Raw genomic sequence first — 20,818 nt, forward strand, 5'->3', positions numbered from 1 at the left:
GGTCCGCCTCAACGCCAAGGCACGCGATGCGCGCACCGCCTACGCCAATGCAACTTGACAACAGAGATAGTCGCTCATCCGGCGCCATAGCCGATGCGAAGCATCGGCGTTTTCAAGAACGGCGGCCGAAGGCCGCCTATGCCACCTTCTCCCGCAAGGGGAGAAGGGAAAACAGCGCGAACCCGCCCTCTATCCGCCGCCCCGCTACTTCTTCTTCTGGCCGATCTCCGGCTGCCACGCGGCATCCTTGCGGCTCGGCGCTGCGGCGCTGGTCTTGATCTTGTCTTTCTTCGGCTTCTTGGTCTCGCGGTTGCTGCGTTGTTGTCCCTTGGCCATGATTTCGTCTCCTCCTGGGTTTCGAGTTCGTCCGCGTGCGAGATCGGCGCTGCAATGGTCGCTGGCGGGCTACGAGATGCATCTGCCCCAGCCATTGAAGATCGCCGCCGCGCACACGAGGCGCGAAAGATGCAGCGCAACATCGACGCGCGGCAATTGCGTGAGCTGCGCTGACGTGGTCGAGCGTACGCCCGCGCCCTGCCGATGGCGAGGACTAAAACGCCGCGCGCGAGCGCCGCGCTTGCCGCCCAAGTGCCCGCCCGCGCTGACATAAGGCTGGCTATTGCCGCGCAAGGAGCGCATGGTCGCGACCAGCTGGCGTCGGTTGGGGCTCCTTCTTTGCGAAAGGCAGGCGCGCATGACCATCCGCTCGCGGCGAGAAACCATCACCTTCAAGCATCCATTCCACATCCGCGGCCTCGAACGCGAATTGCCGGCCGGCGCCTATGAGGTCGTCACCGACGAGGAGATGATCGAGGGCCTGTCGTTCGCGTCCTATCGCCGCGTCGCCACCATGATCACGGTGCCCTCCGAAGGCGTGCGCGGTGCGACGGAGATGCTGTCGATCGGCTCGGTCGACCTGGCGGATGCCCAACGTATCGACGCGAGTGCCTGAAATGACTGACGTCCCGGTCGACCTCGACAGCCACCGCGGCATGGCCGCCCAGAAGGCAACCGATCTGCGCCGCGCGCTGGCCGATGTCGAGGCCCAGGTCAGGGAGCTGCGCGAGCGCGAGGCCGAGCTCGAAAACCGCATGATGTCGGTGCCCGCCACGTCCTGGCCGGAGGCCGCCGTGAAGGCCCGCCATCTGCTCAACCTCTATGCCGCCAGCCTGCCCGCCGAGGACACCCGCCACCGCGCGCTGGTGGCCGCGCTGTTCGACGATTTCGCAAGGCTCAACGGCGACGGCTGAAGGCGAGCAACTCGTGGCGCGATAGCGCAGCGCTCGCAAACACAGGCGTCGTCCTGGCGAAAGCCAGGACCCATAACCACCGAAGTCAGTTGTTGTGCAAGCTTGTGCCACAGCCTGCTTCGAAGGCTGACCGACGCCCCGGTGCGCAATTGCACGCCGCGCGGACGCCAAAGGAGTACCCCATGACACTCACCAGCAGCCGCTTCATCGCCCACGACCAGGACCGCGGCATCGTCCAGTTCTCGATGCAGGACGGCAGTAAGGAGATCGCCTGCGCGATCTCGACCTCCGCCATGGACGACCTCGAGCGCGGCCCGCGCGCCAGGCCCAGCGAGCGCGAAGAGCAGTTCACCCGCCTGCGCGAGCGCATCGAAGCCTGCACCGGACGCAAATATCAGGCAACGGAGTTCGAAGGCACCCCGCCGGGGATCGTGCTGCGGAGCATTGATTTTCGGGGGTAGGGCGCGCGAGGACGCCTACTTCGGCGGCTCCTGGGGTTTGCCCTGGAATTGAATGTTGCACTTCTTTGCGATCGAGGCCTGTTCGACCGCGATCAATTGTCCCTTCATCTGCGCCAGTTCGGCCGCAGCCTGTTTGTCGCCGCCGACCAGGAACGCCGCGGGCCAGAACACAACGACGGCAACGCCCGTCGCGACCTGGTCCTTGGTGCGCTGGCTGTCTTGAACGCCGGAAAGGGTCGCGGCTCTAGCGGATACCGACTGCGCCTCAAGCGCGAGCTGTTGGCAATTGTACTGCTGATACTGCACCGGCGAAACGTAAGCCGCCGAGATGTCAGATGAAGACGACGCGCAGCCAGCAAGTGCGGCCGCAAGGACCGCCACGCCCAAATTACGCATTAGAAGAATCCCCCCGGAAAGTTGCACAAAAGCGCAACCAGTGCGGGAGATCAATAAGACCTTGGCTTAGCTAGTAGCACTACGGGGTAGCAGTCGTTTTAGGCGATAAGTGATGGATCGACAATTCTGAGCCTTGAATCATCGCCACGTTGCATGAACGTCAGGTTCCCTCGGTAGGAAAGCCCTAAGGAGATCGCCTGCGCGAGGGCATCGAGTCCTGCGTCGAACGCAAGTATCAGGTCACGGAGTTCGAAGGCACGCCGTGGGGGATCGTGCTGCGGAGTATTGATTTTCGGGGACAGGTCCTATTGGACAATCAATCGTGTGGGGCACTTAAGCCAGATCGAGAAAGGCCGTATTCCCACGAGAACACAGGAAACTTATTGTCTCGCTAACCCCTTCCCGAGTTCTCACGGCGCTAGATTTCTTGCCATGAACGAGTATTTTTCTAAGAGCATCCGATTGGGATGCCAATATCCAAGGGTCTATTTCGTGGCACTGCACTAACGCTCGGATGATTTCGACCACACGATCAATGCTGTCGGGCGTATGCTCAGCTAGCTTGTCGATGATGCCGAGCCCATCGTTAGGAGCAAAGCCAGCCTGCAGCATCGTCAAGAGTTGATCCATCAGCCAAGAGTGCTCGACACCCCAAAGGAACCACTGGCCTAGTGTTCCAAGCTCCTTACGATATTGGGACGGATCGTTGGCCTGTGTCGCCATCTGTAGACGGCGATCCCAGTATGAGGCGGCGCGAGATTTGTATTCCTCGTTCGAACCGGCGAGCTGGCGGCCCATAAACCACATTGCGTGTCGCCTAAGGGCCATTGGTGCAAAATCCCAAAATTGCTTCAACAGTTCCTCAGGAAGCTTGTCCCATAGATAAAGCACCATCAGGTATTCGGAGAAGCGATTGTCGCTTGTCTCTGCGTTGATGGAGAGGTCTAAGCGAGCGAGATGCTCTTTGTAACAATAAATCAGCTCAGGAGTTAGTGGTCCAATCGGTCCAGAGTCATGCTGAACGTGAGCGGTCCACGTTGCTGAACGAAGCTCCCTGTCGTGAGAAGGGAATAAATTCGGCAATTGTTCGCGCACCCAAGTTTCCCCAAAGTGAAACAGGGTTCCGAGGTGACGCCCAAATATTGCTCTTGGAATGCGGCCAAGCGCAGATTGATCTTCTAGTACAGTGTCAAAAATTTTGCGGATCTTCGGATTGTTCGCTAGAATCTCACGTTGTGTGCAGCTTTCCTGAATCAATGGGGCCTTGCTCAAAAAGAAAAGCAGCAAGACGCAGAGCTCAATAGACCCTCCATAGTTCGTCTGATGTGCGGAAAAATAGCCGTGTTTAGGATCGAAACGTTGGTCGCCAGGCTTAGGAAGCTCCGCTATCCTGTCAAACAGTGCAAGTACTAGCGGCTGGACAACTTCATCTTCTTCAAACTCCGCAGCTTGGATGCCACGGCGCAGGCGCGTTGCCATAACATCTACGATCGCGCCTAAGGTTAGTGACCAATCAGGATCGTCTCCGGGAATAATGTTGCTTCCATCGATCGGTGTCTTTGATCGCTCAAGTACGACAACCGCGAGCGCTTGCAATTGATGCCAGTTGATGTTGGAGCCGTTTGCTGCAGGCTGGCTAACGCCCTCCAGCATTCGTCTAATGAACAGTGGTCTTAAGCGGCTAAACTTTTCAGCGTTGTTAGTGAACAATGCCGGGTCTGCGGCCGCAGACTCACGCAGTTCGTTCGAAAGCGCGCTGATGGTATGCTCCTGCAGGCCGGGGTCAGGGAGCCATAAGGATAGATAGGCAACTGTCTCATCGAGTGGTTGCGCTTGGATCGAGCTGCGGCTTAATGGACTGTTCTCCTGACTGTACTGCGCATTTCGCCAGGAATTAGGGTCGCCGAATTCGCTGGCAATCTCGTCGAGCACTTTGCGACGGTCCGGCGGGAGCGCATCCTTCCAATCCCAGACAAGGTCGCGAATCGAAATTGCCCAATATCGGCGTTCATCCTCCTTTGTGGGAGGTGCTCCTTCCCGCTGCTCATATAGCTCTTTCCACCGGTCGACGAATTTCGCAGGGATAGCGTCGATTGCATCAAGTATAATCTTTTGCTTGGCAAATGAGAGAGACGGAAACCATGCCGCAGCAAGTGCTGCGTACTCTTCTTTGCACCAGCCCGAATCCAGTAGGGTAATATCTATCAAGTATGATTCTGCGAGTTCCGCCGCTTCTTGAGGAGCTAACGCTAAGGCATAAAGTTGCATTCGCTTATAAATACGCCCCTTGTACTTCCCAAAAATGTCATGAACTCGAGTCGCTGAACGAGGATCTGTATTGATTGCAGCTCTAGCGAGTCTCGCAATGCAAGCTATGAGAGCGCCATGAATGCCGTGGCCAGACGATTGCTCTGCAAATGAGCCTGAGAAATAATAAGTATAATCCTCTTCATCGAGGCCCTTTAATCTTCGTTCAAGTAGCGATGCCTGCAGTAATATTTCGCAGAAAACGGGAAGACTCTTAAGGGGCGCGGATTTTGTGAGATGCGTGACCGCTTCATTGATGTAGTGCTCATACATCGTTTCATCGAACAGAGCGGCAAGTTTGCCGTTGTCCTCGAATACTCGAAACAGCGACTGCACCAGCCGTAAAGCTGATTCTGCGTAGCCTCCACCGGCTAACGTTGCGATGAGCTTTTGCGGAGGCAGCAAGAAGTGCGAGCGAGTTAACGTGAGCCAATTGCATATTATTTCGACGAGTTCTGCCGATTCACTTGCTGGCAGCGTCTCGACGACTTCGATGCCAAAGCGGTGAACGTCGGGATTGTCGGAAGATCGGAGGGACCGGATTGCGTCGCTAACGGCCATTCGCGCAGGCGTGCGAGGCGAAGCGGCCATTCGGACAAGGTAACGACCGACGGGCCACGTCCAGAGGCGAAGAAGATTTTCTGCTTGAGAATCGGGGAGCGGCTCGGCCAGTAGACCTTCCTTGGCTAGCCAGGGTAGCCAATCCTCAGACTGTAAGTTTTCGTAGAAGTAGCTATGAAGCTGAACTGCGCCGGGGATTTCGCTGATGAAAAGTTTGATGCCTTGGGCCGGAGACATGCCCGCAATTTCCTTAGTCCTTTGCATTAGTGCGGTATAGCGGCTCTGTAGCTGGATCAAGAGTTGGCGGATAACGGTGTCGAAGCGATGCGCGTATTGCGCGCGGAACGTGTCATCGACCCTTAAGCTTTCATGAAATGACCGCTCATGGACTCGGCCGAACGCGTCATTGAGGGAAATCCAAAGGTTCGCGATGTCTCCATCCGGAGCGAGGCCTAGGCGCTCGGAAATCCTTTGAATCTGGCTTCTATGACTGTGCTTCGGCTTCAGCGCGCCTACTGCTCGTTGAACAGCAGGTTCGTCGTAACCTATATCCTTGAGCATCTGCTGCGCCTTGCGGCGTAGTTTCCTTTGCTCTGGATCGTCCGGTGCTTTGGCTTCCATAGGAACGGCAAGCACATGCCGTATCAATGAGTCGAGCTCGCGAAGTGCGTGACCCGCTAAGGGTCGCGACACAGCGAGAGGCAAAGTACCACTGGCTAGGCGACAGAAATCTGCGTATCGGTCCGCAATCGCAGTACCAAGCAACTGCCGAATAAGAAGATCGGTAGCCGATTGCTCGTCGGTGAGACCAGATGATTCCGTTCCATCTTCCAAGTCTGCGACCTCCGAGATGGTGGCTTGTCCAAACGGCGGGCGCCCAACCAGAGGTATATGTTAGTCGAGTCGATCGCTTAAAACAAAAACGACCGGATCTTCCGATCCGGCCGCACTGCAAACTCTATCCAGCTAAACCTACGCCTCGCGACGCAAGCCCTCGCTCAATTCGAAAATTCTTAGCTCGCCTTCTTCTCCGGCGCGGGAGTCGGGCCGACCTTCTTCTGGATGGCGCGCTTCAGCTCGAGGGCGCGCGGCGACAGCACGGCGGCCTTGGCCTTGAGCAGGAAGGGATCGAGGCCGCCATTGTGGTCGACGCTCTTGATCGCGTTGGTGGAGACGCGCAGGCGCACGTTGCGGCCCAGCGCTTCGCTGATGAAGGTCACGTTGACCAGGTTCGGCAGGAAGCGGCGCTTGGTCTTGATGTTGGAGTGGCTGACCGTGTGGCCGACCTGGGGGCCCTTGGCCGTCAATTCGCAGCGGCGAGACATGGTAAAATCCTCAATCTTTCCCAACGATGTGCGGCCGCCATTCGGGGCGCCACGGGCAAATTCTCTGTCCTTGCAGGGAGCGGGCGGACGTATAGGGGGGAAGCGGCGGGACGTCAAGGTTTTGGCTGCTGTTTTCGCCTCTCCCCGCCTGCGGGGAGAGGCCGGAATGCGCGCGATTAGCGCGGATTCCGGGTGAGGGGGAGTCTCCGCGAGGGCGCTGTGGGTTGAGTGTACTCAATTCTCACCTCCCCCCAGGAGAGCCCCCCTCACCCCGACCCTCTCCCCGCAAGCGGGGCGAGGGGGAAGAGGCAGCGGGGTGAGGTGCGCGGTTCTGACCCGCCCGGATCACCAAAACGGCAATGATTATCGCGCCTTACCATCACATAAAGGGCGTATTCGCGCCCGAAGAGTGCAGTGGAGTTCCGGACGCCGATAGGCCCGGACGCATTGCTTGGCGCGGTTTTTGGCTTAAGTAACAACCGTTCGCGCCCCGATTGGATTGTTTCGTGCTCACAACGCCTCATCTTGCGCCGAGCCTGCGCCCAAAAGAGCTGTGCTCAACGGAGCTGCGCGCGAGCAATCCGCGCTCCGCCGGCCGATGGGTCATGGCGGCCCTTTTCGGGCTGGTTTTGGCGTGGGCGGCGGAGCCCGCGGCGGCGCAGGGCAAGCTCGAGGCGCAATACGAGGCGACGCTGGCGGGCATTCCCGTCGGCCGAGGCGCCTGGAACATCGACATCCAGGACGACGTGTTCGCGGCCGCGGCCTCCGGCGGCACCTCGGGGCTGCTGAAATCGTTCGCGGGCGGGTCCGGCACCGGCGCTTCGCAGGGCCGCGTGGTCAACGGCGCGCTGGTCGCGACCGGCTACCAGGCCTCCACCACCACCTCGAAGAAGACCGAAGAGATCCGCATCACGCTCGACAAGGGCAATGTGAAGGATTTTGCCATCCTGCCGGAGCCGCCGGTCGATCCCGACCGCATCGTCGTCACCGACGCGCATCGCCGCGGCGTCTGGGACCCGATGACGGCCTCGCTGGTGCGCGTATCCGGCAGCGGCGACGTGCTGTCGGCGGACGCCTGCCACGGCAGCGCCGCCGTGTTCGACGGCCGCATGCGCTACGAGCTCAAGCTCGATTTCAAGCGCATGGAAAACGTCAAGGCGGAGAAGGGCTATCACGGCCAGGTCGTGGTCTGCTCGCTGTATTTCGTGCCCATCGCCGGCTACATCCCCGACCGTCCCGTGATCAAATATCTCGCCGCCCAGCGCAACATCGAGGTCGCGTTCGCCCCGATCGCGGGAACGCGCATCCTGGTTCCGTTCTGGCTGAAAGTGCCGACCCCGCTCGGGCCGGCCATGCTGGAAGCGACGAGCTTCGTCACCACGGCCCAGCCGCCCAGGGTCGCGAAGACGCAGTAGGGGCTGCCGCCGCACCCACCGCCGTCATTCCGGGCTCGCGCTCCGCGCGCCCCGGAATGGCCCGCATGAAAGTCCTTCTATTTCAATGACATGCCTACTGTGCATGGGGTTGTTTTCGCGCTTCTTGTTTGGAGGGGCTCTAGGAGCGGGAATCCATTTGACTCCTCCCCGATTCTGATTCGACTCCGCGCCGTCCCCAGCTTTAACGATTCCGCCATCGAAACGTCGCTTGTGCGGCAGGCCAAAACTCCATCTAGTGCAAACCCAATAAGCCTCCCGCGACATCTTGCGTGAACGGAACAGGACTCAAGGGGGAGTCAGCGATTCGGCCGCGATTCGTTCTCAACTCGTTCCGAAGCTTAAAGCCAACGGGAAAAGCGTCGCAAAGTGAGACAGTTGCGCGGGATTTGGGAAGCTCTCTCGTCCCCCTCGCCCCGTTCTTACGGGGAGAGGGTTGGGGTGAGGGGCTGCTGCCACGGAAGCGGTGACAGACGGATTCGCGGAGAGCCCCCTCACCCGGCGCTTCTCGCCGACCTCTCCCCGCAAGCGGGGCGAGGTGTCTTCCGAGCCCTTCGCGCCAGCGCCCCAAAACAGCACTGACATTCGCCCCAATCGCCATTACCTAATCCCCCAGATGCCTTTTTCCTCCTCCCCCTTCGCTTCCGAGCGGCTTCCCGGCGCCGGCGTCACTGCGGTGCTTGGTCCCACCAACACCGGCAAGACCCATCTCGCCATCGAGCGGATGCTCGCGCATCCCTCCGGCATGATCGGGCTGCCGCTGCGCCTGCTGGCGCGCGAGGTCTACAACAAGATCGCAGCAAGGGTCGGTCCCGATGCCGTCGCGCTCGTGACCGGCGAGGAGAAGATCAAGCCGAAAGCGCCGCGCTACTGGGTTTCGACCGTCGAGGCGATGCCGCGGGATCTCGACGTCTCGTTCCTCGCCGTCGACGAGGTGCAGATCGCCTCTGACCTCGAACGCGGCCACGTCTTCACCGATCGCATCCTCAACCGTCGCGGTCGCGACGAGACGCTGCTCTTGGGCGCTGCGACCATGCGCCCGATCATCGAGCGGCTGCTGCCGGGCGTCTCCATGATCACGCGGCCGCGTTTGTCGCAGCTCGAATTCGCCGGCGACCGCAAGATCACGCGGCAGCCGCGCCGCACCGCGATTGTCGCCTTCTCGGCCGACGAGGTCTACGCCATCGCCGAGCTGATCCGCCGCCAGCATGGCGGTGCCGCCGTGGTGCTGGGCTCGCTGTCGCCGCGCACCCGCAACGCGCAGGTCGCGATGTTCCAGAACGGCGAGGTCGATTACCTCGTCGCCACCGACGCCGTCGGCATGGGCCTCAATCTCGACGTCGACCACGTCGCCTTCGCCTCCGACCGCAAGTTCGACGGCTACCAGTTCCGCCGCCTGACCCCGTCCGAATTCGGCCAGATCGCCGGCCGCGCCGGCCGCGCCACCCGCAACGGCACCTTCGGCACCACCGGCCGCTGCGCGCCGTTCGAGCCCGAGCTCGTCAATGCGCTGCAGAACCACACCTTCGATCCCGTGAAGGTTTTGCAATGGCGCAATTCGAAGCTGGATTTTGCTTCCCTCGGCGCGCTCCAGGTGTCGCTGAACCTGGCCCCCGGGCACGAGGCGCTGACGCGCGCGCCGATCGCCGAGGACATGCGCGTGCTCGACCACGCCGCCCGCGACGCCGAGGTGCGCGATGTCGCGCATGGCAAGGACGCCGTGGAACGGCTGTGGGAGGCCTGCCAGGTCCCGGACTATCGGAAGCTGTCGCCGGCCGCCCATGCCGAACTGGTGACGACGCTCTACGGCTTCCTGATGCGCAAGGGATGCATCCCCGACGCCTGGTTCAGGACCCAGATCGACCAGGCCGACCGCGTCGACGGCGATATCGACACGCTGTCGGCCCGGATCGCGCAGATTCGCACCTGGACCTTCGTCGCCAACCGCCCCGACTGGCTGAAAGACCCCGAACGCTGGCAGGGAATCGCCCGCGAGGTCGAAAATAAATTATCGGATGCGCTCCATGAACGCTTGACTGAGCGTTTCGTTGATCGCCGGACCAGTGTATTGATGCGCCGCCTGCGGGAGAACACGAGCTTGAATACGGAAATCGGCAAGACCGGCGAAGTCATCGTCGAAGGCCATGTCATCGGCCGCCTCGATGGCTTCACCTTTGCACCGGATGCGGCGGAAGCCGGCTCCGATGCGAAAGCGTTGCAGGCTGCAGCGCAGGCCGTGCTCGCCGGCGAGATCAACGCGCGCGCCGAAAAACTGGGCAATGCACCGGACGAGCAGTTCGTGCTGACCTCGGAAGGCATCATCCGCTGGACCGGCGACGCCGTGGCGCGGCTGTCTGCCGCAGAGGACGCGCTGCATCCGCGCATCCGCATCATCTCCGACGAACGCCTCACCGGCGCCCCCCGCGACAAGGTGCAGGCCCGGCTCGACCTCTGGCTCAAGACGCATATCGAAAAGCTGCTCGGGCCGCTGTTCGAGCTCAGCAAGGCCGAGGACGTCACCGGCATCGCCCGCGGCATCGCCTATCAGCTCGTCGAGGCGCTCGGCGTGCTGGAGCGCCCGAAGATCGCCAACGAGCTGAAGGACCTCGACCAGCCCTCGCGCGCGACCTTGCGCAAATACGGCGTCCGCTTCGGCGCCTATCACCTCTATTTCCCCGGCCTGCTCAAGCCGGCCGGGCGTGCGCTGGCCGCACTGCTGTGGGCGCTGAAGCAGGACAATGTCGATCCCTCCGCGCTATCGGGTGCGCAGCATCTGGCAAGCTCCGGCCGCACCTCGTTCCCGGTCGACAAGCAGCTGCCGCGCGATGCCTATCGCGTGCTCGGCTACAAGCAGGCCGGCGAGCGCGCCGTGCGCGTCGACATCCTGGAGCGCCTGGCCGATCTGATCCGTCCGGCGCTGGCCTGGCGCGAGAACGCGTCCGGCGAAAAGCCCGCCGGTGCGTTCGACGGCCGCAGCTTTGTCGTGACGCAGGCGATGACCTCGCTCACCGGTTCGGCCGGCGAAGACTTTGCATCCGTGCTGCGTGCGCTCGGCTATCGCATGGACAAGCGCCCGCCGCTGCCGGCGAAGCCTGCCACGGCTGTTGCCGAGGCGCCTGCTGCTGAAGCCCCCAGCGAAGAAACGCCCACAACCGAAACACCGGTCGAGGACGCCGCAGCGCCCGCGGACACCGCGATCGAAGCTGCCGCCGAGCCTGTGACCGTCGAAGACGCGCCGGGCATGGAGCAGCACGACGAGCCCGCGCAGGACGAGCCGGCGCTGGAGGCTTCCGTCACGCCGGAAGACGCTCCCGGCATCGCGCCACCTGCGGAAGAGGCTGCGGCAGCCGTTGAAGCTGCTGAAACCGCTCCCGCTGAAGCTGTCCCCGCCGAAACCGCGCCTGCAGAGACTGCTGCAACCGAAGCCGCTGCGTCGGCCGATGCGGCAGCACCCGTGGAGGCCGCGGCCACGCCCGCCGAGCCTGAGCTCATCGAGGTCTGGCGTCCCGCCGGCCGTCACGACGATCGCAAGCCGCGCCACGAGCGTCATCGCAACCAGCGTCATCACCAGCCGCGTCCGCAGGCGGCTGCTGAAGCCGGCACTGCTCCTGCCGAAGGCGAAGCCCAGCCTGCCGCCGACGGCGAGAAGCGCGGTGAGCGCCATCGCCATGGCGGTGGTCATCGTCGCGATGGTGGCAGAGACTTCCGCAAGCCGCGCGAAGGTGGCGCTGAAGCCGCGCCGCGTCCCGAGGCGCGCGACGACAAGAACCGTCGCTTCGAGGGCAAAGACCGCGACAACAAGGATCGCGATCGTAACAAGGGCAAGTTCGGCGGCGATCGCGACAAGGGTCGCGACAACCGTGGCCGCGACCGCGACAAGGGCCGCGACCGCCAGGGCGGACCCTCGCTGCGCCCCTACGCATCGAGCGCCACTCCGCGCGAGCGCGATCGTCCGGTCGATCCGAACTCGCCCTTCGCAAAACTCGCTGCGCTGAAGGAGCAGCTGTCCGGCCGCAAGGAGTGAGCCCACGACCGAGCGGCAGCGCATCGACAAATGGCTGTGGCACGCGCGGGTGGTGAAGGCGCGCACCTCCGCCGCCGAGCTTGTCGAGTCCGGCCATGTTCGCGTCAACGGCGCACGCGAGAAATCGCCGGGGCATGCGATCAAGATCGGCGACGTGCTCACCGTCGCGCTCGATCGCACCGTGCGCGTCCTGAAAGTCACCGCCTTCAACGAGCGCCGCGGCGATGCCGCCTCGGCCCGTGTGCTCTACGAAGAGCTCGGTGAAGGCCATCCGAATTCTCAGCGCAATTAATTGCGCTTTGAATTCATTTCTTGGTCGATCTAGCGCATAAAGCCGTCATGATCGGCCGTTCCTGAGCTTGCGGCGCCGGGCCATCCGCGCTACGCAAGCCGCGACTTTTAAAAGAGCTTTTCGGAGCGTTGGATGACTTACGTCGTCACTGAAGCGTGCATCAAGTGCAAGTACACCGACTGCGTCGAGGTCTGCCCGGTCGATTGTTTCTACGAGGGCGAGAACATGCTCGTCATCCATCCTGACGAGTGCATCGATTGCGGCGTGTGCGAGCCGGAATGCCCCGCCGATGCCATCAAGCCGGACACGGAACCGGGCCTGGAAAAGTGGCTCACGGTCAACGCCGACTACGCCAAGAGCTGGCCGAACATCACCCAGAAGAAAGAATCACCTGCCGACGCCAAGGATTTCGACGGCATGGAGGGCAAGTTCGACAAGTATTTCTCGCCGAACCCCGGCTCCGGCGACTAATTCGGGTCAAACTTAACCCTATTAGCGGCGTTATCGCCGAAAACCAGCCCTTAAGACCCCTAAATCATTGATTTTTGCGGGAAATGTGCTATATTGGGCACATTGAGCCGAACCCTGGTTAGCCCCGTCGGCCCCGTTGGGTTCCCGTGAAACCAAATGTCGAACAGGGGCGTGGCAGTTTCCGCGCGCAGGCTGTGTCACAGAAAACGCGTAAAAAGAGTACTTCAGCGAAGGCTTCCCATAAGGACGCCAAGAAAGTCGCCGCGGCCAGCCGTAGCGCATCCAAGGGTCGGACCGCGACGAAGGCGCCGGCTGCAAAGTCCTCGAAGAACAAAAGAAGCGCAATGCCTAACAAGACTGCCAAGCCGGCCGCGAAAGCGACCGTTGCCAAGCCTGTTGCCGCCAAGCCTGCCGCCAAGCCCGCTGTTGCAAAGACGCCCGCTGCCAAGGCTCCCGCTGCCAAGCCCGCCGCGCCGAAGGCTCCTGTTGCTGCTGCTCCCGCCAAGGCCCCTGTCGCTGCCGCCAAGCCGGCCGTGAAGCCCGCGGCTGTTGCGCCGAAGGTCGAGGAAAAGAAGGTCGTGACCCAGCGTCAGGGCTTCAAGGCCAACGAATTCGTCGTCTATCCCGCTCACGGCGTCGGCCAGATCCTGGCCATCGAGGAGCAGGAGATCGCCGGCGCGAAGCTCGAGCTGTTCGTCATCAACTTCATCAAGGACAAGATGACGCTGCGCGTGCCGACCGCCAAGGTCGCCAATGTCGGCATGCGCAAGCTGTCCGAGCCCGCGCTGGTGAAGCGCGCGCTCGAGACACTCAAGGGCCGTGCCCGCGTCAAGCGCACCATGTGGTCGCGCCGCGCCCAGGAATACGAAGCGAAGATCAATTCGGGCGACATCGTCGCGATCGCGGAAGTCGTACGCGACCTCTATCGCTCCGAGTCGCAGCCCGAGCAGTCCTACAGCGAACGCCAGCTCTATGAAGCCGCGCTCGACCGTCTCTCCCGCGAGATCGCGGTGGTGCAGCACTCGACCGAGACCGAAGCGGTCAAGGAGATCGAGGCCCAGCTCGCCAAGAGCCCGCGCCGCACTGGTGCCAAGTCCGAAGCCGCCGAAGGTGAAGGCGATGCGGACGCCGAGGGCGATAGCGACGAGACCGATGGCGGCGCCACGGTCGCCGACGAGGCCGCGTAGGCCTCTCGCGCGTTCATCGCAACCAATCAAAAGCCCGGCCTTGCGGCCGGGCTTTTTGTTTTGGAGGCGCTGACCGCCTTGGTTCGGGACGGCCAGCGGGCCGAATTGCTTTGAGCCTCTGCGGTCCTGAGCGGGATCAAACCCGCGATGCGGTTCCCGAAGCGCCGCGCCCGGTCTCGCGGCCGTCTCCGTCCGCGTCAGTCGCAACCGTCGACCACCAGGCGCCCAACGCATCGATCAACGGCACCAACGTGTGGCCGGCGGCGGTCAGATCGTACTCGACCCTCAACGGGTATCCGTCGAATTCCGTGCGGGTTACGATACCGGCGTCTTCCAGTTTGCGAAGCTCGAGGGCGAGCATCCTGTGCGAGATGGTCGGATTGTCCCGACGCAAGTCGCTGAACCGTTTGGTGCCCTGTTTCAAATAGTAGATCAGAAGCGTAGGCCACCGGCCGCTCAGGATCTGCATCACTTCCTCGATGGGACATCTCGAAACGAGATCTTTCATCGGCGGACTCCAGGTTACAAAAATGTTCGCAATTTACTTGATGGAGCGAGCGACTAGGGTTCGGGACCGCTGCGCAGCGTGATCATCAGAAATCACGGAGAATAGATCGATGGATCCAATCCTACTTTACGGCTTCCCGATGGGAAGCTCCATGGGACTCGTTGCGGCTCTTGAATGGCTTGGCAGGCCATATCGCCTGTGTCGCGTCGACATGCTGGGCGAGATGCTGAGCCCGTCATACGCCAGGATCAATCCCCGACACGAGACGCCTGCACTCATAACCGACCAGGGCGATGTGCTGACGGAAACCATGGCGATCGCGGCTTGGCTCGAAGCCAGGGATACCGAACGGCGCATAAGTTTTGATCCGCTGTCGCCGCAAGCCGATCGCATGCATCAGCTGATGGCGTTCGTGAATACCGGTTTTACCGGTGCCTTCGCGCCGCTTTGGGTCGCAATGGAAGGCGTGGCGATGGACGACGCCATGCGCTCGGCCTTGCGGGAGTTCGGAAGGAGAAAGGTGATCGAACGCCACGACAAGCTCGAAGGCATGATCGAGCCGGCAAGGTTCCTGCTCGCCGACCGGCCGACCCTCGCGGACGCCTTGCTGGCAGGTGTGGCGCGCTGGCTCGACTTCCACGCCGTCGCGGACAGGAGCCGCTGGCCAAAGCTGGCGGCGCTGCGCCAATTGCTCGAGGCCGATCCCGGGGTCATCTACGCCACGGCCGTGGAGAGCGGGAGTAGTGATCCGGGAGCAGGATCCTGCGCCGGCCATATCGCGCTGGCCGACGTCATCGCGCGATATGGCAAGCAATCCTGACCAGTGGAGCGGAGGAGCGGCTTCGATCCGCTCCTCCCTACTTCACCGGCCGCTTCTCGAGCTTCCTCGCCAGCGTCCGACGGTGCATTCCCAATCGTCTTGCCGCTTCCGAGATGTTGAAATCGGTCTCGATCAGGGTCTGGTGGATGCGTTCCCATTCCAGCGTCTTGATCGATGTCGGCCGGGCGTCGAGCGCGACCTCGGCATTGCCTGCGGCCTTGTTGAAGGCGGCCTCGATGTCGTCGGTATTCGACGGCTTGGCGAGATAGTGGCATGCGCCGAGCTTGATGGCCTCGACGGCGGTGGAGATGCTGGCAAAGCCCGTCAGCACCACGATCAACATCTCCGGATCGTGCGTGTGCAAGAGCTCGACGCAGGCCAGTCCCGAGGCGCCGCCAAGCTTGAGGTCGACGACGGCATAGCCGAACGATCGCTCCTCCAGAACTTTCCGCACGTCCTCGATCGAGGCGGCGAGCACGACCTCGTAGTCGCGGCGCTCGAACGAACGCTTCAGGGTGCGCGCAAAGCCGGCATCGTCCTCGACGACGATGAGCGAACGGTCAAGCGTCAAAGCTGCCTCCGATCGCGAGCGTGGCGAGCGGCAGCGTGAGGCGGACCGTGGCGCCGCGCTTCCTGTGGTTCTCGGCGGTGACGCTGCCGCCAAGCTTACGCACCACGTTCACCACCAGGAACAGGCCGAGCCCGCCGCCGGCGCGGCCCTTGCTCGACTGATAGGGCTTTCCGAGCTGTGCCAGCATCTCCGGCGCAAAGCCGGGGCCGCGATCGCTGATCGACAGCACGAGATTGTCGCCCTCGCGCTCGGCAACGAGCTCGACCCAGTCGCGCGAGACCTCGTAGGCGTTGTCGAGCACGTTGAAGATCACCTGCTTCAGCGCGACGTCCGAGACGATCGCGACGTCCTCGCCGAAGGTGTTGACGAAATACAGCGTGCGCGCCGAGCGCGCGTCGCGCCACTCTTCCACCAGCGCGGTGAGGAAAGCCGCCACCGTTGTCGGCGACGATCCTTCGCCGCGGGCTTCGCCCGCCGACACCAAGATGCCCGTCACGATCGACTTGCAGCGTTGCAGCGAAGTCTCCATCTCCGCGAGGTCCTCGGCCAGCTCCTGATCGGCGGCGAGGTCGGGCATGCGGCGCCAGTCGCCGAGGATGACCGAGAGCGAGGCGAGCGGCGTGCCGAGCTCGTGAGCCGCGCCGGAGGCGAGCAGGCCCATGCGCACGATATGATCCTGCTCGGCGGCATGCTGGCGCAGCGCCGCCAGATGGGCGTCGCGCTCGCGCAAATTCCTGTTGATGCGGGTGACGAACACCACCAGCAGCACGGCGTTGAGCACGAACCCCAGCAGCATGCCGGCAACCGTGAGCGTATAGGTCTCGCTCAGCGGGTTCGGCGGCAGATCGAGCGGCCGGTAGGCGACGGTCAGCCAGACGAAGCTCGCGCAGGTCAGCGCGACCAGCGACCAGGTCGAGCGGCCATCGAGCAGCACCGCGCCCAGCGTCACCTGAAGCAGGAACAGCGAGGTGAAGGGATTGGTGGCGCCGCCGCTGAGGTAAAGCTGCGCGGTCAGCGCGGCGACGTCCAGCATCAGGGCGACCAGCAACTCGTTGTTGGTGATCGCGGCGCGATGGCGCACCCAGACCAGGCTGGAGATGTTGAGGAATATCAGTGCGCCGATCACCGCGCCCATGCGGGTGAGGGGCAGGGGAATGCCGAGCCAGACATGCACGCCGCCGATGGTCACGATCTGGCCGACCACTGCGGTCCAGCGCAGCTGGATCAGCAGCGCCATGTTCTTGCGGTTGGTCTCGTCGTCGGTCGGGGCAGCGCCGATCAGCTCGCTGCGCGCGTCCGCCTGCGATTGCAGCGTGACGGCGCCATGCGTTCTTCCGTCGTCAGGTGGGCTCGACGATCGTTCCAGCATCTGATCCCGTCCTGCGGGCGCCGGCATTGGAGCCGTCGGCCGCTTCGTGGACGAAGCCGCTCCAGGGCTTCCTGCGGCGGAACAGCCCGCCGCCGAATGTGACGATAAGTTTACCGGCCAGCATGAAAGCCAGGGCAAACCACGTCAGCGCGTAGATCAGGTGGTTATTGGGAAAGCTGATCACGGTCAATCCGCCGATTGGGCCGCTGCCGGATTGTGATCCAGCGTCGGCATCGACGAAGAAGGGCGCGACATGGTCGAGGCCGCGTGCCGCCGCAATCGCGGCGACATCCCGCGAGTACCAGCGATTGTGCTCAGGCACGTTGGCCCTGAGGAATCCGCCTTTTGGCTCCGTCACGCGCAAGAGGCCAGTGATCTCGACCTGGCCTTGCGGATTGCCGTCCCGGCGCGTCGAGACGTCGCGCCGGTCGGACGGCACGAAGCCGCGGTTGACCAGGACCAGCGTGCCGTCGTCGCGCCTGAGCGGTGTCAACACCCAATAGCCCGGGCCTTCTTCGGTGACGGCCTGAACCAGCGTCTCGCGATCATGCATGAAACGGCCGGTGACGCTGACGTGCCTGTATTCGTCGTTTGCGGCGGAGACGATGGGCCATGTCGCCGGCGAGGGGATCGGCTGGACCGGGGCATGAACGCGCTGCTCGACGCGATCGATCAGCGCCAGCTTCCAGGCGCGCCGCTCGATCTGCCAGACGCCGAGCGCGATCAGAAGTGCAATGGCCGCGAGCGAGAGGACCGCGAGCCACAAGGGCGGGCGCGCGGCCTTTCCGCGAGCCCCGTCTGTCTTGCTTGTCACGGCCTTCGTCTCGGTCACTTCATCCCGGTCATCTGGTGGATCGGCATCATGTTGCTGTTGAGGTGGTTCATCACCCACAGCGAACCCGACAGGGCGATCACCACCATGACGATGGTGAAGATCAGCGCCATCATGCTCCAGCCGTTCTCGGATGTCGTGTTCATGTGCAGGAAGTAGATCATGTGCACGACGATCTGCACCACCGCGAAGCCCATGATGACGAGCGCCGTGATCTGCTTGCTCGGAAGCGCGCCGCTCATCACCAGCCAGAACGGGATCGCGGTGAGCACGACCGAGAGCACGAAGCCGAGCATGTAGGTCGAGAACGAGCCGTGAGCATGGCTGTCGCCATGGTGATGATCGTCCGCGTGGGCGGCGTGAGTATCGGTGTTCATCGCAGAACTCCCAGGAGATAGACGAAGGTGAAGACACCGATCCAGACCACGTCCAGGAAGTGCCAGAACATCGACAGGCACATCAGGCGGCGGCGGTTGGCCTCGATCAGGCCGAACTTCCAGACCTGCACCATCAGGGTCACCAGCCAGATCAGGCCGCAGCTGACGTGCAGGCCGTGGGTGCCGACCAGGGTGAAGAAGGCGGACAGGAAGGCGCTGCGCTGCGGCGTCGCGCCTTCATGGATCATGTGGGCGAACTCGGACAGCTCGATGCCGATGAAGGCGGCGCCGAACAGGCCGGTGATCGCCAGCCAGATCTGGGTCTGGGCGATCTTGTTCTGCTGCATCGTCAGCATGGCGAAGCCGTAGGTGATCGAGGACAGCAGCAGCATCGAGGTGTTCACCGCGACCAGCGGCAGCTCGAACAGATCCTTCGGCGCCGGGCCGGCGGCGTAGTTGCCGCCGAGCACGCCGAAAGTGGCGAACAGGATCGCGAAGATGAGACAGTCGCTCATCAGATAGATCCAGAAGCCGAGCGAGGTGCTGTAGCCTTCCGGATGCGGATGTTCGTCGGCGAGGTAGAACACCGGCTCGCCGGTTTGCGTGGGATTGACAGCGACAGTCATTTACTTGGCTCCGGCGAGCAGTTTGGTGCGCGCGTCCTCGGCCCGGATGACGTCCTCGGCCGGAATGTCGAAATCGCGGTGATAGTTGAAGGTGTGACCGATGCCGACAGCGAGCATCGCGATGAAGCTCGCGGCTGCGAGCCACCAGATGTACCAGATCAGGCCGAAGCCCATCGCGGTGGCAAGGCCGGCGAGGATGATGCCGGTGCCGGTGCTGCTGGGCATGTGGATCGGCTTGAACCCGGTGAGCGGGCGCTGATAGCCGCGCTTCTTCATGTCCCACCATGCGTCATTGTCATGGACGACGGGGGTGAAGGCGAAGTTGTAGGCCGGCGGCGGCGAGGAGGTCGCCCATTCCAGCGTGCGCGCATCCCAGGGATCGCCGGTGACGTCCTTGAGCTGCTCGCGCCTGAGGAAGCTGACCGCGAACTGCATCAGCATCGAGAGGATGCCGAGGAAGACCAGGAAGGCGCCGATGCCGGCGACGATGAACCAGATCTGCAGGCTCGGATCGTCGAACACGCGGAGGCGGCGGGTCACGCCCATCAGGCCGAGCACATAGAGCGGCATGAAAGCGAGGTAGAAGCCCGTGACCCAGAACCAGAACGACAGCTTGCCCCAGAACGGGTCGAGCTTGAAGCCGAACGCCTTCGGGAACCAGTAGCCGATACCGGCGAACGCGCCGAACACGACGCCGCCGATGATCACGTTGTGGAAATGCGCGATCAGAAACAGGCTGTTGTGCAGGACGAAGTCGGCCGGCGGCACCGCGAGCAGCACGCCGGTCATGCCGCCCAGCACGAAGGTCAGCATGAACGCGATCGTCCACATCATCGGCAGCTCGAAGCGGATGCGGCCGCGATACATCGTGAACAGCCAGTTGAACATCTTCGCGCCCGTCGGGATCGAGATGATCATCGTGGTGATGCCGAAGAAGGAGTTGACGCTGGCGCCCGACCCCATCGTGAAGAAGTGGTGCAGCCAGACCAGGTACGACAGAATGGTGATGACCACCGTGGCGTAGACCATCGAGGTGTAGCCGAACAGCCGCTTGCCCGAGAAGGTCGAGGTCACTTCCGAGAAGATGCCGAAGGCGGGGAGAACCAGGATGTAGACCTCGGGATGACCCCAGATCCAGATCAGGTTCACGTACATCATCGGGCTGCCGCCGAAATCGTTCGTGAAGAAGTTGGTGCCGACGTAACGGTCGAGCGAGAGCAGCGCGAGCACGACGGTCAGAACCGGGAAGGAAGCGACGATCAGCACGTTGGTGCAGAGCGCGGTCCAGGTGAACACCGGCATCCGCATCATGGTCATGCCGGGACACCGCAGCTTGACGATGGTGCAGATCAGGTTGATGCCGGACAGCGTCGTTCCGACGCCCGCGACCTGCAGGCCCCATATGTAATAGTCGACGCCGACGTCCGGACTGTAGCCGATGTTGGACAGCGGCGGATAAGCCAGCCAGCCGGTGCGGGCGAATTCGCCGATGAACAGCGAGGCCATCACCAGCACCGCGCCGCCGACCGTCATCCAGAAGCTGAAATTGTTCAGGAACGGGAACGACACGTCGCGCGCACCAATCTGGAGCGGCACGACGAAGTTCATCAGGCCGGTGACCAGCGGCATCGCCACGAAGAAGATCATGATCACGCCGTGGGCGGTGAAGACCTGGTCGTAGTGATGCGAGTTGAGATAGCCCTCCGAGCCGCCGAAGGCGAGCGCCTGCTGCAACCGCATCATCAGCGCGTCGGCGAAGCCGCGCAGCAGCATCACGATGCCGAGGATCATGTACATGATGCCGATGCGCTTGTGGTCGACGCTAGTGAACCACTCGCTCCAGAGATAACCCCAGACGCGGAAATAGGTCAGGCCGGCGAGCATGACGAGGCCGCCGGTCGCCACCACGGCAAAGGTGCCGACGACGATCGGCTCGTGCAGCGGCAGCGATTCGAAGGTGAGCCGGCCGAAGATGAGCTTGAGAAGATCAGGAGACATGCGGGATCTC

20 protein-coding genes and 1 pseudogene are annotated in these 20,818 nt (G+C 62.6%); 10 read left to right on the forward strand and 11 right to left on the reverse strand.

Features of this window, described 5'->3' with window-relative positions; translation table 11 throughout:
* Positions 1-204: 204 nt before the first annotated feature.
* Positions 205-336 (reverse strand): hypothetical protein, encoded by a 132-nt coding sequence (locus tag AC0L3S_RS33605; RefSeq protein WP_007599247.1) that lies wholly within the window; start codon positions 334-336, stop codon positions 205-207.
* A 358-nt stretch (positions 337-694) separates the two neighbouring features.
* Here AC0L3S_RS33605 and AC0L3S_RS33610 point away from each other — a divergent pair, with 358 nt between their 5' ends.
* The 3 genes from AC0L3S_RS33610 to AC0L3S_RS33620 all read left to right on the forward strand — a co-directional run bounded on the left by AC0L3S_RS33610 (position 695) and on the right by AC0L3S_RS33620 (position 1,711).
* A complete protein-coding gene (locus AC0L3S_RS33610; protein WP_027515171.1) occupies positions 695-952 on the forward strand; it encodes a hypothetical protein in 258 nt (85 codons plus the stop codon).
* Between the two features lies 1 nt (position 953).
* The gene (locus tag AC0L3S_RS33615; RefSeq protein WP_473265981.1) at positions 954-1,250 is read left to right on the forward strand and encodes a hypothetical protein; all 297 of its coding nucleotides are present in this window, start codon (positions 954-956) and stop codon (positions 1,248-1,250) included.
* Between the two features lie 182 nt (positions 1,251-1,432).
* Entirely contained in the window at positions 1,433-1,711 is a 279-nt protein-coding gene (locus AC0L3S_RS33620) for a DUF1488 family protein (RefSeq protein WP_007604598.1), read from the forward strand.
* A gap of 15 nt (positions 1,712-1,726) precedes the next feature.
* On the opposite strand, the gene AC0L3S_RS33625 is transcribed toward AC0L3S_RS33620, so the two are convergent.
* The gene (locus AC0L3S_RS33625; protein ID WP_473284028.1) at positions 1,727-2,107 is read right to left on the reverse strand and encodes a hypothetical protein; all 381 of its coding nucleotides are present in this window, start codon (positions 2,105-2,107) and stop codon (positions 1,727-1,729) included.
* 194 nt (positions 2,108-2,301) lie between these two features.
* Here AC0L3S_RS33625 and AC0L3S_RS33630 point away from each other — a divergent pair.
* A pseudogene (locus AC0L3S_RS33630) lies at positions 2,302-2,406 on the forward strand (DUF1488 family protein); the annotation flags it as partial.
* Between the two features lie 34 nt (positions 2,407-2,440).
* Here the strand turns inward: AC0L3S_RS33630 and AC0L3S_RS33635 are convergent.
* Together AC0L3S_RS33635 and rpmB are read right to left on the reverse strand one after the other, a co-directional pair.
* The gene (locus AC0L3S_RS33635; protein WP_473284030.1) at positions 2,441-5,809 is read right to left on the reverse strand and encodes a hypothetical protein; all 3,369 of its coding nucleotides are present in this window, start codon (positions 5,807-5,809) and stop codon (positions 2,441-2,443) included.
* A 179-nt stretch (positions 5,810-5,988) separates the two neighbouring features.
* On the reverse strand, positions 5,989-6,300 hold the full coding sequence (gene rpmB, locus AC0L3S_RS33640) for a 50S ribosomal protein L28 (RefSeq protein WP_026232426.1): 312 nt from the start codon (positions 6,298-6,300) through the stop codon (positions 5,989-5,991).
* A gap of 605 nt (positions 6,301-6,905) precedes the next feature.
* On the opposite strand from rpmB, the gene AC0L3S_RS33645 reads away from it, so the two are divergent.
* The 5 genes from AC0L3S_RS33645 to AC0L3S_RS33665 all read left to right on the forward strand — a co-directional run bounded on the left by AC0L3S_RS33645 (position 6,906) and on the right by AC0L3S_RS33665 (position 13,707).
* Positions 6,906-7,715: a DUF3108 domain-containing protein gene (locus tag AC0L3S_RS33645; protein ID WP_473284032.1), complete on the forward strand. Its 810-nt coding sequence runs from the start codon at positions 6,906-6,908 to the stop codon at positions 7,713-7,715.
* A 634-nt stretch (positions 7,716-8,349) separates the two neighbouring features.
* On the forward strand, positions 8,350-11,757 hold the full coding sequence (locus AC0L3S_RS33650; protein WP_473284034.1) for a helicase-related protein: 3,408 nt from the start codon (positions 8,350-8,352) through the stop codon (positions 11,755-11,757).
* A 22-nt stretch (positions 11,758-11,779) separates the two neighbouring features.
* Positions 11,780-12,049: an RNA-binding S4 domain-containing protein gene (locus AC0L3S_RS33655; RefSeq protein ID WP_473284074.1), complete on the forward strand. Its 270-nt coding sequence runs from the start codon at positions 11,780-11,782 to the stop codon at positions 12,047-12,049.
* Positions 12,050-12,181: 132 nt separating this feature from the next.
* Positions 12,182-12,520, forward strand: a complete 339-nt coding sequence (fdxA, locus tag AC0L3S_RS33660) for a ferredoxin FdxA (RefSeq protein ID WP_275172752.1) — start codon at positions 12,182-12,184, stop codon at positions 12,518-12,520.
* 344 nt (positions 12,521-12,864) lie between these two features.
* Complete coding sequence (locus AC0L3S_RS33665) at positions 12,865-13,707, forward strand: CarD family transcriptional regulator (RefSeq protein ID WP_473284036.1); 843 nt, start codon at positions 12,865-12,867, stop codon at positions 13,705-13,707.
* Between the two features lie 136 nt (positions 13,708-13,843).
* Here the strand turns inward: AC0L3S_RS33665 and AC0L3S_RS33670 are convergent, their stop codons facing one another.
* Positions 13,844-14,215 (reverse strand): winged helix-turn-helix transcriptional regulator, encoded by a 372-nt coding sequence (locus tag AC0L3S_RS33670; protein ID WP_473284038.1) that lies wholly within the window; start codon positions 14,213-14,215, stop codon positions 13,844-13,846.
* A 109-nt stretch (positions 14,216-14,324) separates the two neighbouring features.
* Between AC0L3S_RS33670 and AC0L3S_RS33675 the strand changes: the two genes are divergently transcribed.
* Positions 14,325-15,035, forward strand: a complete 711-nt coding sequence (locus AC0L3S_RS33675; RefSeq protein ID WP_473284040.1) for a glutathione S-transferase family protein — start codon at positions 14,325-14,327, stop codon at positions 15,033-15,035.
* A gap of 37 nt (positions 15,036-15,072) precedes the next feature.
* On the opposite strand, the gene AC0L3S_RS33680 is transcribed toward AC0L3S_RS33675, so the two are convergent.
* From AC0L3S_RS33680 to cyoB, 6 genes are read right to left on the reverse strand one after another with little or no spacing between them, the layout of a single operon-like run.
* On the reverse strand, positions 15,073-15,606 hold the full coding sequence (locus AC0L3S_RS33680; RefSeq protein ID WP_473265989.1) for a response regulator transcription factor: 534 nt from the start codon (positions 15,604-15,606) through the stop codon (positions 15,073-15,075).
* Positions 15,596-16,975: an ATP-binding protein gene (locus AC0L3S_RS33685; RefSeq protein ID WP_473284042.1), complete on the reverse strand. Its 1,380-nt coding sequence runs from the start codon at positions 16,973-16,975 to the stop codon at positions 15,596-15,598. Before AC0L3S_RS33685 ends, AC0L3S_RS33680 begins: the two co-directional genes overlap by 11 nt.
* Positions 16,947-17,807, reverse strand: a complete 861-nt coding sequence (locus tag AC0L3S_RS33690) for an SURF1 family protein (protein ID WP_473265993.1) — start codon at positions 17,805-17,807, stop codon at positions 16,947-16,949. The genes AC0L3S_RS33685 and AC0L3S_RS33690 overlap by 29 nt, the downstream gene beginning before the upstream one ends.
* The gene (gene cyoD, locus AC0L3S_RS33695; RefSeq protein ID WP_473284044.1) at positions 17,804-18,184 is read right to left on the reverse strand and encodes a cytochrome o ubiquinol oxidase subunit IV; all 381 of its coding nucleotides are present in this window, start codon (positions 18,182-18,184) and stop codon (positions 17,804-17,806) included. The genes AC0L3S_RS33690 and cyoD overlap by 4 nt, the downstream gene beginning before the upstream one ends.
* Entirely contained in the window at positions 18,181-18,810 is a 630-nt protein-coding gene (cyoC, locus tag AC0L3S_RS33700) for a cytochrome o ubiquinol oxidase subunit III (protein WP_007599270.1), read from the reverse strand. The genes cyoD and cyoC overlap by 4 nt, the downstream gene beginning before the upstream one ends.
* Positions 18,811-20,808, reverse strand: coding sequence for a cytochrome o ubiquinol oxidase subunit I (gene cyoB / locus AC0L3S_RS33705; protein ID WP_473265998.1), 1,998 nt, complete (start codon positions 20,806-20,808; stop codon positions 18,811-18,813).
* Positions 20,809-20,818: the final 10 nt, after the last annotated feature.

It is taken from the genome of Bradyrhizobium sp. Ken01 (assembly GCF_055807355.1).